Origin of the sequence: Sutcliffiella cohnii, from assembly GCF_002250055.1 — a bacterium.
GTDB classification, from domain to species: Bacteria; Bacillota; Bacilli; order Bacillales; family Bacillaceae_I; genus Sutcliffiella; species Sutcliffiella cohnii.
This window is the reverse complement of the sequence record NZ_CP018866.1, coordinates 1818362-1833034: the sequence shown is the minus strand read 5'-3', so window position 1 is coordinate 1833034 and position 14673 is coordinate 1818362. Positions and strand designations below refer to the sequence as shown.

Here is a 14673-nt window from a genome sequence, read left to right as displayed (position 1 = left end):
ATTACCTTGCTAAAACCGATGCTGCCAACGTTACATGCAAATGCACCAATGGAAAAAGAGTGGGTTTATGAAATAAAATACGATGGCTTTCGTTGTATTACGACGATAAATAAAAATACCATTTCCCTTCAAAGCCGTAACGGTCAAATGTTAAACGATTCATTTCCAGAAGTTGTCCGTTTTTTAGAAACATTGAGTTCGCGTGGATTAACATCCTTTCCAGTTGTACTTGATTGCGAATTGGCTGTTTTACAATCGGACTATAAAGCAAACTTCCAAGCCATTCAAAAAAGAGGTCGAACGAAAACACAATCAACTGTCGAACATTTAGCTAAAGAAATACCTGCTACATTATGCGCTTTTGATTTATTACAGCTTGGAACAGAACAAATGATGAACACACCATATATTCAGCGAAAAGAAATACTATTAAAGCTTTTTAAACAGTTAGAGCTACCAGAAAACACCGTCCACCTTTCCGATAAACTGCTACAATATGTTCCTTTTTTTAATAAGTACGATGACATTTGGAACATCGTTCTTACGCATGATAGCGAAGGAATAATTGCTAAAAAGACGACAACAAAATGGGAAGGAAAACGAACTACTAATTGGATTAAAGTAAAAAACTATAAGATAGCTTCTTGCTTCATAACTGCTTATCAAAAAGATAACGGTTATTTTCATATTGGAGTTTTTGATCAGAATGAGAAAATTGTATCTATCGGTTTATTTTCACACGGTTTAACGGCAGAAGAACGCAGTGCCCTTCTCCAAGTAATAAAAAATAATAATATAGAAGAAAACGATCGTTACATAAAAGTACCACCAAGCATTTGTGTCGATATTCACTATCTTGAACTTTACGACAAAGAATTACGCCATCCTGAATTCAAACAATTTCGGTTAGACTTGCAACCTAATGAATGTACAATAAGTAAGATCATGGAGAAAAAGGTGAACATTCCAGAGAGTGTCCAACTAACTCACCCGGATAAACCGATATGGGAAAATCCACTTGTCACAAAAGAAGAATATATACACTATTTAGTTGAAGTTGCACCACACTTTTTATCATTTTTAAAGGATCGCCCGTTAACTGTTATTCGGTATCCGCATGGAATGTTCGGTGAAAGCTTTTATCAAAAAAACTGTCCTGATTATGCTCCGAATTTTGTACAAACAGTAAATCATGAAAATATTGAGTATATAGTATGTAACAATTTGGAAACGTTATGTTGGTTAGGAAATCAATTAGCAATTGAGTATCACATTCCGTTTCAACCTTTTCAGCATACGAAACCTAGTGAAATTGTATTTGATTTAGATCCACCGTCTGTTGATCAATTTTCATATGCGATTAAAGCTGCAAAAATGATGAAAGAGGTTTTTGATCAGCTAAACTTACATTCTTTCGTAAAAACATCTGGAAGAAAAGGAATTCAAGTGTACATCCCTCTACCTGACGACACGTTCACATACGAACAAACGAGAACATTTACAGAATTTATTGCAAACTATTTAATTTCAAAAGAACCAAGCCTCTTTACTATAGAACGACTCAAAAAAAACAGAAACAACAAGCTGTACATCGATTACATCCAACACTGGGAAGGAAAAACAATTATCGCTCCATTCTCGCCACGTGGAAGTGATTTTGCAGGAATTGCGATGCCTCTTTATTGGGATGAGGTGCAAAATAATTTATTACCTAAACAATTCACTATGAAAAATGTTGTCCAAAAGCTAAAAGAAGACGGTGATCCATTCCAAAGCTTTTGGAACGTTAAAGAAAAACAACCATTTGAACCGGTCTTGCAGTTTTTACGAAAAGTATAAAGAAGAGTAAATGTGGAAAGGATGTTCGTAGATATCTCTTTTAAAGGAGAAATGCGATATGTATACCTTTTCTATTCAAGAACCAATCGTAATCGATAACGAACTAATGGTGATAGAATTTAAAGATGAATCCGAACCATTCGATGGAAGCCAATTTAAACTACATATGGATGCACAATCATACGATGTAAAAAAACTAACGGTCTTTCGCCCCCGATTAAACTTGTGGCAAGACATTACAGCGATGCTTTCTCCCTTTTATGTAGCAGCCGTAAAAAATGAATTGCTACATCAAGTTTCTGTTCTTCAAAAAGGAAAAATATCTTAAAATTGAGCAGATTAAAGTGTGAGACATTATTTTCGGCGTTCACTTTAAAACCGCGACGCCTAATTTTTTTCAAGGATCGTAAATGAAATTATAAAAAAAGTTGCCCCTTTGACTATCGGGACAACTTCTTTTTATACGAAAAACCATACATACGCAAAACTAATAATAGCAACAAATAAACTTGCAATCATGCCAACAAGTAGCGGCTTACTTCCTAGCTCTGTAAATTTACGCCAGTCTACTTGAAGTCCGACACCTGCCATGACGATAATGACAAGAAACTTGGCAATCTGACCAAATATAGCTGATACAGAATCAGAAATAATGCCAAATGAATAGAAAACGCTCATTAAAACGAAGCCTATGATGAATATTGGAAACGCCTGCTTATAATGTACAGGTTCGTCCTTCGTTTTTCTAACTAGTATAAATATAATAGCTAAAACAAGCGGTAAAATAAATAACGTTCGTACAAGCTTAACAGTCGTTGCAATTTCTCCTATTTCATCACCAAGTAAAAACCCGACTGCGACAACAGATGAAGTATCATGAATAGCGGAGCCAATCCAAATACCAATTTGTAGAGGCGTCAAGTCTACCATTCTAGCGATCCAAGGATAAACTAACGTCGCAATAATATTGAACAGAAAGATTGTAGAAATCGCGTAGGCAGTTATCGATTCCTTCGCAGAAACTACTCCTTTTACGACTGAAATGGCTGTTGCCCCACAAATACTTGTTCCAGACCCAATTAATAAACTTAATGTAGATTCAATATTAAACAGTTTACCTACAGCAAGCGTGATGGCAATTCCACCAATGACCACTAAGAGGATCAGAAAAATAGACTGCATACCGATGGAAACAATCGATTGGACACTTAATGTCGCACCGAGGAGAATGATCGCTAGCTTTAATACTCTTTTTACGACAAAACTTACTCCCTTTTGGCTCTCGGGTGAAATAGGCATAACATTACGTAATAGCATCCCTATTAAAAGTGCAAAAATAACCGCCCCTATAATTGGAAATAATTGACCGAGAAAATAAGACACAGTAGCAATTGCCAAACATAGTAGCAACCCTATTGCCCATTTAAAATGTCGTGCTTTGATGAAACTAATCATTTTTTCGACCTCTAAATTATTATAAATTTTACATACCTTTTATATTTTATCAAAAGAAAAAAAACTGTCGAGACTTAAACAGTTTTTTTCCTACATTTACATTATGCATTTAATCGATGGAATTGCTTTCTTAACCCTTCGCCAAAAACATTAAAGGCAAATACAGTAATCGCAATTGCTAGTGCTGGGAAAAACGGAATCCAAAAAATGCCGCGAATGATATCCCCTCTCGCTTGACCGAGTAACGTCGCCCAGTTGTTACTAGTATTGACAATATCACCTGCACCGTACGTAAGTTGTAAAAAATCTTGTGATAAAAATATGCTAAAAATCCCTAATTGCCCTATTAACAATGCTGTTCTACCTAAGTCTAAGAAAAATTGTATAACAACTTCAGGTAGTGCATTAGGAATATAATAGTTTTTGTATAAGTGTAAAGGTTTTACTCCTACTGTGATTCCAGCTTCCACATATGGTGTTTTACTAATAGAATGGAAATGCTGTTGTAATACTGTACCAAGTCTACCTACTTCAATGAATGCAATAATGAAAATGGCAAAAACAGCTCGATGCTCATGGAACGTCAGCATCGGTAAATGTAATAAAATGATAGCAGAAAAAATAACTGGTAGTGCTGAAAAAATTTGATTCCATCCTTGTAAAAAAGTGTGAAATGGACCTTTTTTTCCGACTGCTAACAGAGCAAGAACCATTGCTAGGGCATACCGAATTCCTGTTATTAACACAATTAAAAATAAAGTTTCTTTCGCACCTACAATAATGACACTGAACATGTCTCTTCCGTCTCGGTCAGAACCGAACCATTTCTCACTTGAAGGTTCAAACGGAGCCGTTTCTATTCCACCTTCAACGAACACAACACGTTCCTCTGTTAGTTCCCTGTCCACAACAGGTAAATATGGTCCCACAAATGCTATTAAGATTAAAATAATTAGTAGAGTTCCACCAATCCAAAGTGGCCAATTTCTATTCATATACAGCCCCCCTATTTCGGTTCAACTATCCGAATAATGATTTGTGAACAAATTTGTGCTATTAAAACGATTAGCATAAAACAAATCCCTATTCCGATAATGAGACCTGATTCATCAATATATACCATTCCAGAGCGCAATGATGATTTCACATCAAAAGCGTAAAAAAGTCGATATGCTGCCCCACGATAGTCGAGTAAAAACTCTACAATTAATAGATTCGATAATAAATACATCATCGTGGAAGGTAAATTAGTAAAAATCGGGACAACGCTATTACGAAACATATGATTTTTTAGAACTTGGGTTTCCGTTAAACCTTTTGAGCGCGCAACTTGTATGTACGCTTTCCCTTCCTCATTTGCAAGTGCAGTAGAAGTAATTCTAGCTACATACATCATTGGGTATAGTGAAACTAAAAGGGCGGGCAAAATAAAACTGTACCAATTATCAGTTCCTAACATTCTTACGAGCGGGATATGAAAAATAAAAACATATTGCAAAATTAAGATGAAGAAAAAATCTGGTATTGATTGGATTAACCAAGTAAAGCCTCTGCCAAATGGGCTAAACTTTCTTTTCGGATCATAATAGTCATAAATTCCTTTTAATAGTCCGAACAAAAGTGTTAATATAAAGCCCGTTACGATAACGATTAAGCTTCTAGAAAAATACGAAACTAGCTCTTCTTCTGCTGTCGTATTATATCTAGTAGATCCTAACGTTTTATGCTCAAATAAATTAGTGAAAAAAGTTTTTATATTATACTGGTACGCTTGCCACGAAAATTGGTAATCGTACTGAACAGTCATCGCCCTTCCTACATCTGTTACTTCAGGGCTTCTCGGAAAAAGGATTGCTAGCGTTAACAACAGTGCAACAACAAGAAAAAATAAAACAGACTTACCTATACTCCAAACTAATTTCATCCCCATCACCTACAATTATTTGTTAGGAAAATTTTACATGACGAAAGAACTAATTGCAATAATTTTGTTAATGTTCTGAAATATACATGTAATAATATAGGCTTGAAAAGAAAAAATACGGGATGTTATATTTTATTTTATGTATACTATAGTTGAGGTGGGCTTACATTGACGAAAATTATTGATAGTTTTATGGAAACATATACATATGAATTTTGGACTGATACAGAGCTTTGGACCGATATCGGGATTTCAGTCGGAATTCTATTACTCTTCCTTCTATTCCGGAAGTTATTTACGAGGTACGTATTTAAGCTTGTCTTGTCACTTTCAAGAAAAGTACCGACTGACATCTTTTCCTATATTGTCGTAGCATTCGAAAAACCAATTCGGACGTTATTCGTCGTGATCGGTATTTATTTCGCCCTTATCACTGCACCTTTTGAACTAATTAAATTAGCTACTGCGAATAAAATATTACAAACGGTGATCGGAATACTTTTTACTTGGGGAATTTTCAACTTTATTCCTTCCTCTTTTAAATTATTTACGTCGTTTACCAATCGCATTGATTATCAATTAGACCAAATTGTCATCCCGTTTTTAACTAAAGTTGTCCGGGCTATTTTAATTGGACTAGCATTGAGTTTAACACTTGATTTATGGGGCTATAACGTTAGTGGATTTGTCGCTGGGCTTGGACTTGGAGGACTTGCATTCGCACTTGCTGCACAAGAGACGTTAAAAAACTTACTCGGCGGGTTTATTATCGTGACAGAAAAACCGTTTTCCATCGGAGAGTGGATTAAAACACCTAGTGTCGAAGGGACAGTTGAAGACATTACGTTTAGAAGTACGAAAGTAAGAACGTTCGCACAAGCAGTTGTTACTGTACCAAATTCTGTTCTATCGAATGAAGCAATCATTAACTGGTCGAAAATGGGAAAACGCCAAATACAATTTCAACTAGGTGTTCAATATGACACACCTCGAGAAAAACTGGAAACCGTTGTTCGCCGAATTGAATCATTACTTCAAAATCATGATGACGTTCATCAAGAAACCATTATGGTCCGATTTGATAATTTCGGTGATAGTAGTTTAAATGTATTTTTATACTTCTTTACTAAAACAACAGTATGGGCTGAATTCCTTCGGGTAAAAGAAGACATCAACTTTAAAATTATGGAGATTTTAGAAGAAGAAGGCGTACAAGTTGCATTCCCTACACGTACACTTCATATAAGCTCCATGCCAAACGAAGAAGAACGAAAAGAATATTCTGTACAATAATTGATGAGGCTGAGACAAAACTAAAATGATCATGATAAAAAACGAACTATCGCAGGATTTAGCGGAGGAAATATACGTAGACTCCTCGAAAAATGCCTCCGCATTTTTCTTCGTGCGATGTTTCGCTGCCGAAGCCTTCCTTGTCCTGCGGGAGGAAAGGCATAGGTGAGACCCCGCAGTGCTTTAGCACGAGGAGGCTCACCAGCCCGAAAAGCGCAGGCGGCTCGCTCTGGTCCAATCAAACTGGAGCTTTCCCGCAGTCTTTCATGTATTACAAGCTATACACCACAGAGAATGAAAATGGTTTTTGCGTGGCTATACTAATGCTACGGCTGGATGAGGAAGGTCGTGACTCCTTGGTGTGTGTGAGCCCTCCCCGCAGTCTGACTCCTTCGACCACGGTGCATCACAGATTGTTGCTCCCTTTATGGGAAGCACTCATGGTAGATTAACCCTATTCTGGTTGTTGCACCAGCCTCAAAACTTCTTCGCCGTAGAAAGGATGTTTTCAATGGAAGTAATCATTGAGAATGCTTGTGGTATGGATGTCCACAAGGATAGCATTACTGCATGTGCCATTACAGCAAAAGGAAAGGAGATTGAAACTTTTTCAACTAAAACTATATATCTTATAGAGTTGGTGGACTGGGTTAAGAAACACAACTGTACCCATGTGGCGATGGAAAGTACAAGTGTCTACTGGAAACCTATTGTCAATTTACTAGAAGCAGAAGGTATTGAATTTCTAGTTGTGAATGCTCAACATATTAAAGCTGTTCCTGGGCGTAAAACCGATGTGAAAGATGCCGAATGGATTGCCAAATTACTTCGTCACGGTTTACTTAAAGCTAGTTATATTCCTGACCGAAATCAGCGAGAATTACGTGAACTTGTGCGTTATCGTCGTAGCATAATTGAAGAACGTGCCAGACAATATAATCGGATTCAAAAAGTGTTAGAAGGAGCTAATATCAAGCTTGGCTCTGTTGTTTCTGACATTATGGGAGTTTCTTCTCGTGATATGCTTCGATCCATAGCGGAAGGGAATGAAGACCTTGAAGAGTTAACAAACTTTGCGAGAGGAAGAATGAAAAATAAAAAAGATGAATTGAAACTCGCACTTCAAGGGTATATTCAAGAACATCAACGATTTATGATAAAAACGATTATGGATCATATCGATTTCCTAACTGAGCAAATCGATAAACTAGACAAAGAGATAGAAAAAAGGATGGAAGACGATCAAGAAGACATAGATCGTTTAGATTCCATTCCTGGCATTGGAAGAAAAATGGCGGAACAAATGCTTGCAGAAATTGGTCCAAATATAAAAGAGCAATTCCCGACTGCACCCCAACTATGTTCATGGGCGGGTTTAGTTCCAGGAAATAACCAAAGTGCTGGAAAACGTAAGTCATCCAAAACGATGAAAGGAAACAAATATCTTAAATCAGCACTCATTGAAGCAGCTCATTCTGTTCGAGGGTCTAAAAACTACCTTGGTGCACTTTACCGTCGGACTGCTTCACGTAAAGGTAAAAAGCGTGCAGCAGTTGTTGTAGCCCATGCGATGTTACGAATCTCCTATTATCTCTTAACACGAAAGGAAATGTACGTAGATCTAGGAGAAGACTACTTCGATAAGCAAAGACAACAGTCCATTGTTAGACATTCACTACGAAGATTAGAAAATTTAGGCTACACCGTGACACTAGTTGAACCAAAAGTTTCATAAAGCGATCCCAAAAAGTCGATAGATTTTTGAGTATGACGCTCTCCTCAAAAAACAAGAATAAGCTGCGTCTAATTTAGTATTGCCATTTTTCCATATTTTAGTGTTATATTTTCATGGTAGGAGATAAAGGAATCACGACGAAACGGTAGTTGAGTCGATGATGACTTATCGTACGGAGGGAAAGTGAAGTTTGAGCCGGACCAAGCCGCCGGAGCTAGACACGCCCGCGGAAAGCGAAGTATATTTCCGGAGCGACTTTCCCCCGAAATTTATTGTTCGTTTTTTTCTTTGATTTAAATAGTTGTGTCTCAACCTTTTTTTATTTTCAATGATTTTATCTAGTTTCCTCTCTTTAGACGGTATGCAGATTGGGCTCGTACCCTCCTTCACCTACATACCTAGGTACGACTTACGACGAAAGTCTGAGAAAAGTACAGTCAGAAGTTGAATTTGTTTTTAAATGAGGGATGGTACAGTAACCTTAGAGGTGAATAATATGAAAATTTTAAAAATAACATTAAAAACCCCAAACTTGTTAGAAACAATACGCTTTTATCAAAAAGTGTTAGAGCTTCCAGTAGTTAGGGAATGGGAAGATGGCGTAACATTCCAAGTTGGTAAATCCTTACTTAGCTTTATCGAGGAACCTAGTATTTCTACTTTTTATCATGTTGCTTTTCGAACGACGACAGTGCATTTTGATATGATGTATGAGAAATTAAGTCATTTAGATATTTTGTTAGAAAACGAAGCTGGTGAAACTAGCATGTTTTGGAAAGGAAAACAATTATACTTTTTAGACCCAAACGGTAATGTTTTCGAAATATTAGAAAGGTCTAATCTAGACACTGAAAAACTTGATATGTTTTATGATATATGTGAGATTGGTCTTCCTACTGAAAATATTGAAAGAATGAAGGACTTTTTGCAAATGGTCCCAAATCAATATGCTTCTACTAGTGAATTTTTTCAATTTTTTGGTGATGAATCAGGCGTATTTGTATTATCCAAAAAAGGACGACATTGGTATCCAACTGAGCGAGATTCACAAATTGATCCGATTGTAATGGAAATAGAAGGCGCAATAGAACAAGTACTACACCATCCTTCTTATCCTTATACAGTAAAAATAAAGGAAAAATGGAACGAGCGTTTACCAGTTCACCAATTACGGATTGCTCGACCAACTGATAAATGGGAAGAAGTGAACTCCTTTTACGGTGATGAGGGATTAGGCTTGCGTCGGATTGGAGGATTTAACAAAAATGGCTATGAAGGTGTTATGTATGGACTTCCTAGTTTCGGAGTACATTTAGAATTTACTCGGCACGTAAATGGTAGTCCCTGTCCAGCACCGACTGAAGATAATTTATTAGTGTTATACCTTTCAGACCATGAAAAAATAGATGAAATGATAGAAAGGCTAAATAAATTAGGCGCATACGAGGTCCCTCCTGTAAATCCATATTGGGATAAGCAAGCTCATACATTCGAAGACCCTGATGGTTGGAGAGTTGTGCTATGCCATTCTAGCGAATCCCTATATCAATACCTACTCTTTTCTGAGTACAACTATTATCTTTCATCCCTTTGGAATTGTACTTTTTCGGAGGCCTGCCTTCGTGTACTAATTGAGCGTAGTATACATATTTATTCTTAATCCATTCTCTTTTTATTCTAACAAATTTTATTTTGTCTTCTAGCGCAAGGTGGGCATAGTCGTCTTTCTTTTAACGATTGTTCTAAGAACTAGACCGTTCCAAAATATATTGCCATCCTTGTATCTGATACCTGTTGAATTAGACTTCCCTTCAACGGAATACATTTCACCGTACTTTTTGAAATGCACTTTCTTTCCTTGTTTGTACATTAATTTTTCAAAAGCTTTGAAAGCTCTTGTGGCAATTTTTTGGCTGGTAAATGAATCTATATTCTTTTTAAATTTATGTTGCATCGGTTTCACAAACTCATGAAGAGAATACTCGGCTAATCCAAACTCCTTATTCAACTCTAAAAATAGCTTATTTCGCTTTTTTCCCTTTTCCATCTTACAAACAACTTTATACTTTTTTGATTGTTTTAAAGCTGTATATCTTTTAAGCAGTTCTCTTAAGCATGCATTATACATGCCCCTACATAACTCGAACCGCTTAGATAATTTATGCTCTTGATGGATTTCAGTTTTTATTCTTAACGTTAGAACATAACTTGGAGTTTTTGATTTAGCCAATGCACTCACCTCCCTATAGTGATATTTTACCATATAAGAACGTGCGTTCTCAATAAAAAATCGGACAATTTATATCTGAAGACATATCTTGTTCGACATCACTTTCATCTAACACCTAAAGGAGTGCCGTTTAGGAAGTTCTGTAATATGGCAGCTCGGTATGTTTCTAGCTTTTTCTTATCAGTTGGATGATAGTTAATTCCTCTCTCCTTTAATTGCTGAACATACCACCCTTTTGAAGCATAATGTGCCATCCTAATTCCCCCTCCATCTTTTCTCTAAACTCTACTTAATAAACTATGTTTTTTTACAAATCTATGCTTAATATGAAAAAAAGATTCCAGTCTTGGACTAGAATCTCGTAAATTTATTTAATTGCTTTTTCCTTTAATGCTAGAAATTGAGTTTCTGTTTCTTTTTCTGCCATTTCCATAATTTTTGCACGTAGAGGCAACGGTGGGTCTCCATCAATTCGAATACTACAATCGAGAATTTCTGGGTGATTTGGTGAAAACATAAACTCTACCTTTACTTTGTAGCCTTCGATATTTACATCCATCGTACAAACTTTATTTCCCATATATTCTGTAATTTTCATCTGACGTTCCCCTCCTTAAAATAATCTACATTATATATTTCAACATTATTTTAATAATTCCTGTTTATTTCACCAAATTTTCCGATAATTCCCTAAGAAAAAAGGATGATCTTTTTTTCATAAGACCATCCTTTTAAGCAATTTTAATAGTTTTTTTCAATATATTTATTTAATCTTCTAATTTCGCGGTTGGAGCCATATGCATGAGTAATCCCCCAAACCTCTTGATTATTCGAATCAACTAAATAAAAATGAATGTCATTGAAAATTCTACTCAAATACGTTAATGACAACGAATCACCATCTCGCTCCACTAAATGAATGAGCGCTTCTGCTGTTTCCATATCATTTAACACTCTACCACTTTCAAATCCAAACGTTTTTAACCAATGAACAGTGCTTTTTAATTCTTTCCATCCATCTGAAGTAATAAGATCTCTATATTGTTCAGGATGAATGGCAACATTTTTTTGTAAGTAATGATGTTGGAGTTTCAATTGCTCTAACACATTTTCTCTTTCTCCTTTTGTAAATACTACATCAACTTCATACTCCTCATGTTTAATATCAGGAATATTCGTAATTTGAGTAGATGAAAACCATCTACCTCCTTCTTTAAAATCTAGAAAATGAAGAATAACCGCTATAATAAATATGAAAAATATATATTTAATAATCGTTTTAAGTTTCACTGTACTCCTCCTATACTATTGTTATTGTTTCAAAGTCTTTAAGTTTTGACAATCGTTCCATTCCAATTTACTATAATTAGTAGCATTACATTGGAGTGATACGATGAGATTAAAATCTATTATAGCTATCCTAGTGGTATCGATAGTTTTATCGGCATGTCAACAAGCAGAGCTGGAAGAAAATACACCGGCACCGTTAGAACACCTATTCCTAAACGCCGATTTAAATTATGAAGAATATAAAATTATCCTTCAAGATGTTGTACAAAATGTTAAAAACATGGATATAGACGATCCAAATTTGGAAAAATGGGTAATTCGTGTAATCGGAGACGAAAAATTAATGAATAAACGAGATTTATCCAAAGAAGAAGCATTACAAAGTGCAACTGAACGTTATGAGTACATAACCGTTTGGAAAGATCATGCTCGTACTACTTATAATATCGTTCTTACAGACGAAGAAGTTAATACGTGGATTGAAAATAATGTTGTTACATCAGAAGATATACCTCAGCAAAAAGCATTTGCAGAAGCACTCGGATTAACGATCGAGCAATTGATTGTTGAATGGGATCGTGATTTGTATGAACAGCAAGTATACTGGGAAAAACTTATTCCACTCTTAGAGGAAAAATATGAGACGAGTGATCTTCAAGTTTTATCAGAAAAATATGAGTCAGAAATAGAAAAATAGCCTTATACTTAAATTATTATGTCAATAGAAAAGGAACTCCCGATTTTTTGTTAGGAGTTCCTTTTTTCTCATTATTTATATACCTTTACTTTCACTTCTTTTACGCCCCAATTAATTGCATCTTGTTTTTCGGGTATGAAAATATCGATTTTGTTACCTACAATTGCACCACCAGTGTCTCCAGCTATTGCTTCTCCGTAGCCTTCTACATATACTTTTGAGCCTAACGGAATGACTGAAGGATCGACCGAAATAACTTTCATATCTGGGTTTTCTAATAAGTTAATACCTGTTGATGTAATACCAGAACAGCCCTCACAAGTTGCTGTATACGCAGTAGCAACCATCGTTAGTTCTTTTACAACTTCTTTGTCACTACTATTGCCTGTTTCATCTTTAGCTGTATCTTCCACTTTCTTTTCTGTTTGATCAGCATTAGTTTCTGAACGTTTTTGTTCATTAGCGTGAACTGGTTGTTCGGTCGGAGTACTATCGACTTTCGATTTCTCCTCTACCTTCACCTCGTGTTTTTGCTCTGAAGCAACTGTTTCATCTGTTTTTGGTTTTGCTGTTTCAACCTTTTTTTGCTGTGTGTCAGATCCATTGGGACTCCCTTTCAAATACACTTTTAACGTATCTCCAGCATAAATTAAGTCTGCATTTTTAATAGAATTCCATTTTTGTAGACTTTGCCACGAGATTCCACTATAGTTCTCAGCTATTTCGGATAGTGTATCTCCTTTTTGTATATGATAGCTTTCTGTAAGGGCAACTTTTAACCTTTCCTCTGGTCGAATAAGATTTGAGGAGAGATCGTTCCAATCTTTCAATTCCTCTACGGAAATTTGATGCTTATTGGCGATATCCCAAAGTGTATCACCTTTTTGTACGGTAACTTCATCTGCAGATGCACTTCCTACAAAGCTAAATGCCCCAGCGATTGCAGCTGCTGAAACAAATGAAAGGATGCCTTTTTTCATATTCTTTTCCTCCATCTTTCATATGTAAGTTTGTCTAACGAGTTTTATGTTACCATGAAAATTCCGGAGACAAAGAACAAGCCAATAACAATTCCGTTACATCAGTAACAGAAAGATAAAGGATTTGTAATAACCATTCCTTATTTTTCTAGCCTTGTGAACTCCCCCCTAAATAAAGGGTTTAATAGGAAAAAAAACGACTCTCACTAGAGAATCGCTTTCACTTACTGATAAAAACTAATAACACCCATAAACACGAAGAAAATAATAATAATTATGATGACAAGAATTAATGTACCGATACTTTTCTTACTTTCACTTCTACGAAATAGTCCAAACAAAATAATAATAACAATCATAGCAAGAAATAAATTAATGACTGGAAGAAGGAATTGGAAATCCATACTATCACTCCTCAAAGTAGCTTTGACAATACAATTTCGCTCTTACAGTATAGCATTCCTTCCTTCCATTAAAATTTCAATAAAAAAATTAAAACCAATACGTCATTATTTCCCATATTCCTAGCACTATTAATATAATTCCAGTAATCTGTTGAAGAGCAACTCCAAACTTACGACTTTTCTTTACTAGTTTCTTTGCATCAAACAGCCATAATAGTATAAAGAAAAATAGCAATGGAACGGTTGTCCCAATTGCGAACAACCCAGGATAAATAAAACCAACTGGTGAGGCTAACGCTACAGGCATGAGCGTTAAAAAGAATAGTACAAACATAGTCGGACAAAAAGCGAGTGAAATCGTAAATCCTAATAAAAAAGGTCCGAATAACTTTATTCGCTTGACTCTTTCTGAAAGCTCGAAACTAGTCCAATTCCACCGCAAACGAAAAACTCCGAGAAAGAACAAACCGATTAATAGAAACATAGGTCCAACTAATTTTCTTAACAACGGAAAATACGGAGTTAACGCACTCCCTATTTCTCTACCAAACAACCAAACAATTCCACCTAACATTGTAAAAGCTACTATCTTTCCGACGGTAAACGAAAGCAATGGCAGGAAAACTCGTTTCTGTTTGACAGCTTGATTACTATATAAAAAGAAGACACCTGCATTACCAGTAATTTGGCAAGGAACAAGAGCACCTACGACACCTAGTAAAAATACAAAGAGTATCGGTACGTGTTGTAGTTGCTGGCTCAGTTGTAAAAACGGCTGACTAAAAAATTGGCTTATTTCACTTAATAGTTGGTACAAAGTACTTCT

At 35.8% G+C, this 14673-nt stretch carries 15 protein-coding genes and 2 pseudogenes; 7 read left to right on the top strand and 10 right to left on the bottom strand.

Going from position 1 to position 14673, the window contains the following annotated elements; genetic code table 11:
* Positions 1-6: 6 nt before the first annotated feature.
* Positions 7-1839: a DNA ligase D gene (locus BC6307_RS09030; protein ID WP_328225199.1), complete on the top strand. Its 1833-nt coding sequence runs from the start codon at positions 7-9 to the stop codon at positions 1837-1839.
* Between the two features lie 58 nt (positions 1840-1897).
* Entirely contained in the window at positions 1898-2167 is a 270-nt protein-coding gene (locus BC6307_RS09025; RefSeq protein WP_066420469.1) for a hypothetical protein, read from the top strand.
* Between the two features lie 131 nt (positions 2168-2298).
* On the opposite strand, the gene BC6307_RS09020 is transcribed toward BC6307_RS09025, so the two are convergent.
* The 3 genes from BC6307_RS09020 to BC6307_RS09010 all read right to left on the bottom strand — a co-directional run bounded on the left by BC6307_RS09020 (position 2299) and on the right by BC6307_RS09010 (position 5218).
* A complete protein-coding gene (locus tag BC6307_RS09020) occupies positions 2299-3294 on the bottom strand; it encodes a YeiH family protein (RefSeq protein ID WP_066420468.1) in 996 nt (331 codons plus the stop codon).
* A gap of 101 nt (positions 3295-3395) precedes the next feature.
* Positions 3396-4289 (bottom strand): ABC transporter permease subunit, encoded by an 894-nt coding sequence (locus BC6307_RS09015; protein WP_066420466.1) that lies wholly within the window; start codon positions 4287-4289, stop codon positions 3396-3398.
* 11 nt (positions 4290-4300) lie between these two features.
* Positions 4301-5218: an ABC transporter permease subunit gene (locus BC6307_RS09010; protein ID WP_066420462.1), complete on the bottom strand. Its 918-nt coding sequence runs from the start codon at positions 5216-5218 to the stop codon at positions 4301-4303.
* A gap of 168 nt (positions 5219-5386) precedes the next feature.
* Here BC6307_RS09010 and BC6307_RS09005 point away from each other — a divergent pair, with 168 nt between their 5' ends.
* The 4 genes and pseudogenes from BC6307_RS09005 to BC6307_RS25330 all read left to right on the top strand — a co-directional run.
* On the top strand, positions 5387-6511 hold the full coding sequence (locus BC6307_RS09005) for a mechanosensitive ion channel family protein (protein ID WP_235858288.1): 1125 nt from the start codon (positions 5387-5389) through the stop codon (positions 6509-6511).
* 511 nt (positions 6512-7022) lie between these two features.
* The gene (locus tag BC6307_RS09000; RefSeq protein WP_066422047.1) at positions 7023-8246 is read left to right on the top strand and encodes an IS110 family RNA-guided transposase; all 1224 of its coding nucleotides are present in this window, start codon (positions 7023-7025) and stop codon (positions 8244-8246) included.
* A 460-nt stretch (positions 8247-8706) separates the two neighbouring features.
* A pseudogene (locus BC6307_RS25335) lies at positions 8707-9060 on the top strand (VOC family protein); the annotation flags it as partial.
* Positions 9061-9375: 315 nt separating this feature from the next.
* A pseudogene (locus BC6307_RS25330) lies at positions 9376-9783 on the top strand (VOC family protein); the annotation flags it as partial.
* Positions 9784-9945: 162 nt separating this feature from the next.
* Here BC6307_RS25330 and BC6307_RS08990 read toward each other — a convergent pair.
* From BC6307_RS08990 to BC6307_RS08975, 4 genes are all read right to left on the bottom strand, one after another.
* Positions 9946-10476 carry a hypothetical protein gene (locus tag BC6307_RS08990; RefSeq protein WP_094366105.1) on the bottom strand — a complete coding sequence of 177 codons (531 nt, stop codon included), beginning with the start codon at positions 10474-10476 and terminating at the stop codon, positions 9946-9948.
* A gap of 104 nt (positions 10477-10580) precedes the next feature.
* Positions 10581-10730: a YflJ family protein gene (locus BC6307_RS08985; protein ID WP_084380671.1), complete on the bottom strand. Its 150-nt coding sequence runs from the start codon at positions 10728-10730 to the stop codon at positions 10581-10583.
* Between the two features lie 113 nt (positions 10731-10843).
* Positions 10844-11074, bottom strand: a complete 231-nt coding sequence (locus BC6307_RS08980; RefSeq protein ID WP_066420180.1) for a hypothetical protein — start codon at positions 11072-11074, stop codon at positions 10844-10846.
* A gap of 143 nt (positions 11075-11217) precedes the next feature.
* Positions 11218-11766 carry a hypothetical protein gene (locus BC6307_RS08975; RefSeq protein ID WP_066420178.1) on the bottom strand — a complete coding sequence of 183 codons (549 nt, stop codon included), beginning with the start codon at positions 11764-11766 and terminating at the stop codon, positions 11218-11220.
* 103 nt (positions 11767-11869) lie between these two features.
* Between BC6307_RS08975 and BC6307_RS08970 the strand changes: the two genes are divergently transcribed.
* A complete protein-coding gene (locus BC6307_RS08970; RefSeq protein WP_066420176.1) occupies positions 11870-12463 on the top strand; it encodes a hypothetical protein in 594 nt (197 codons plus the stop codon).
* Positions 12464-12534: 71 nt separating this feature from the next.
* Here BC6307_RS08970 and BC6307_RS08965 read toward each other — a convergent pair whose 3' ends face one another.
* The 3 genes from BC6307_RS08965 to BC6307_RS08955 form a co-directional block, all read right to left on the bottom strand.
* Positions 12535-13443, bottom strand: coding sequence for a 3D domain-containing protein (locus BC6307_RS08965; protein ID WP_066420175.1), 909 nt, complete (start codon positions 13441-13443; stop codon positions 12535-12537).
* A gap of 224 nt (positions 13444-13667) precedes the next feature.
* Complete coding sequence (locus tag BC6307_RS08960) at positions 13668-13847, bottom strand: hypothetical protein (protein ID WP_066420174.1); 180 nt, start codon at positions 13845-13847, stop codon at positions 13668-13670.
* Between the two features lie 88 nt (positions 13848-13935).
* Positions 13936-14664 (bottom strand): urease accessory protein UreH domain-containing protein, encoded by a 729-nt coding sequence (locus BC6307_RS08955; protein WP_066420173.1) that lies wholly within the window; start codon positions 14662-14664, stop codon positions 13936-13938.
* Between the last annotated feature and the right edge of the window lie 9 nt (positions 14665-14673).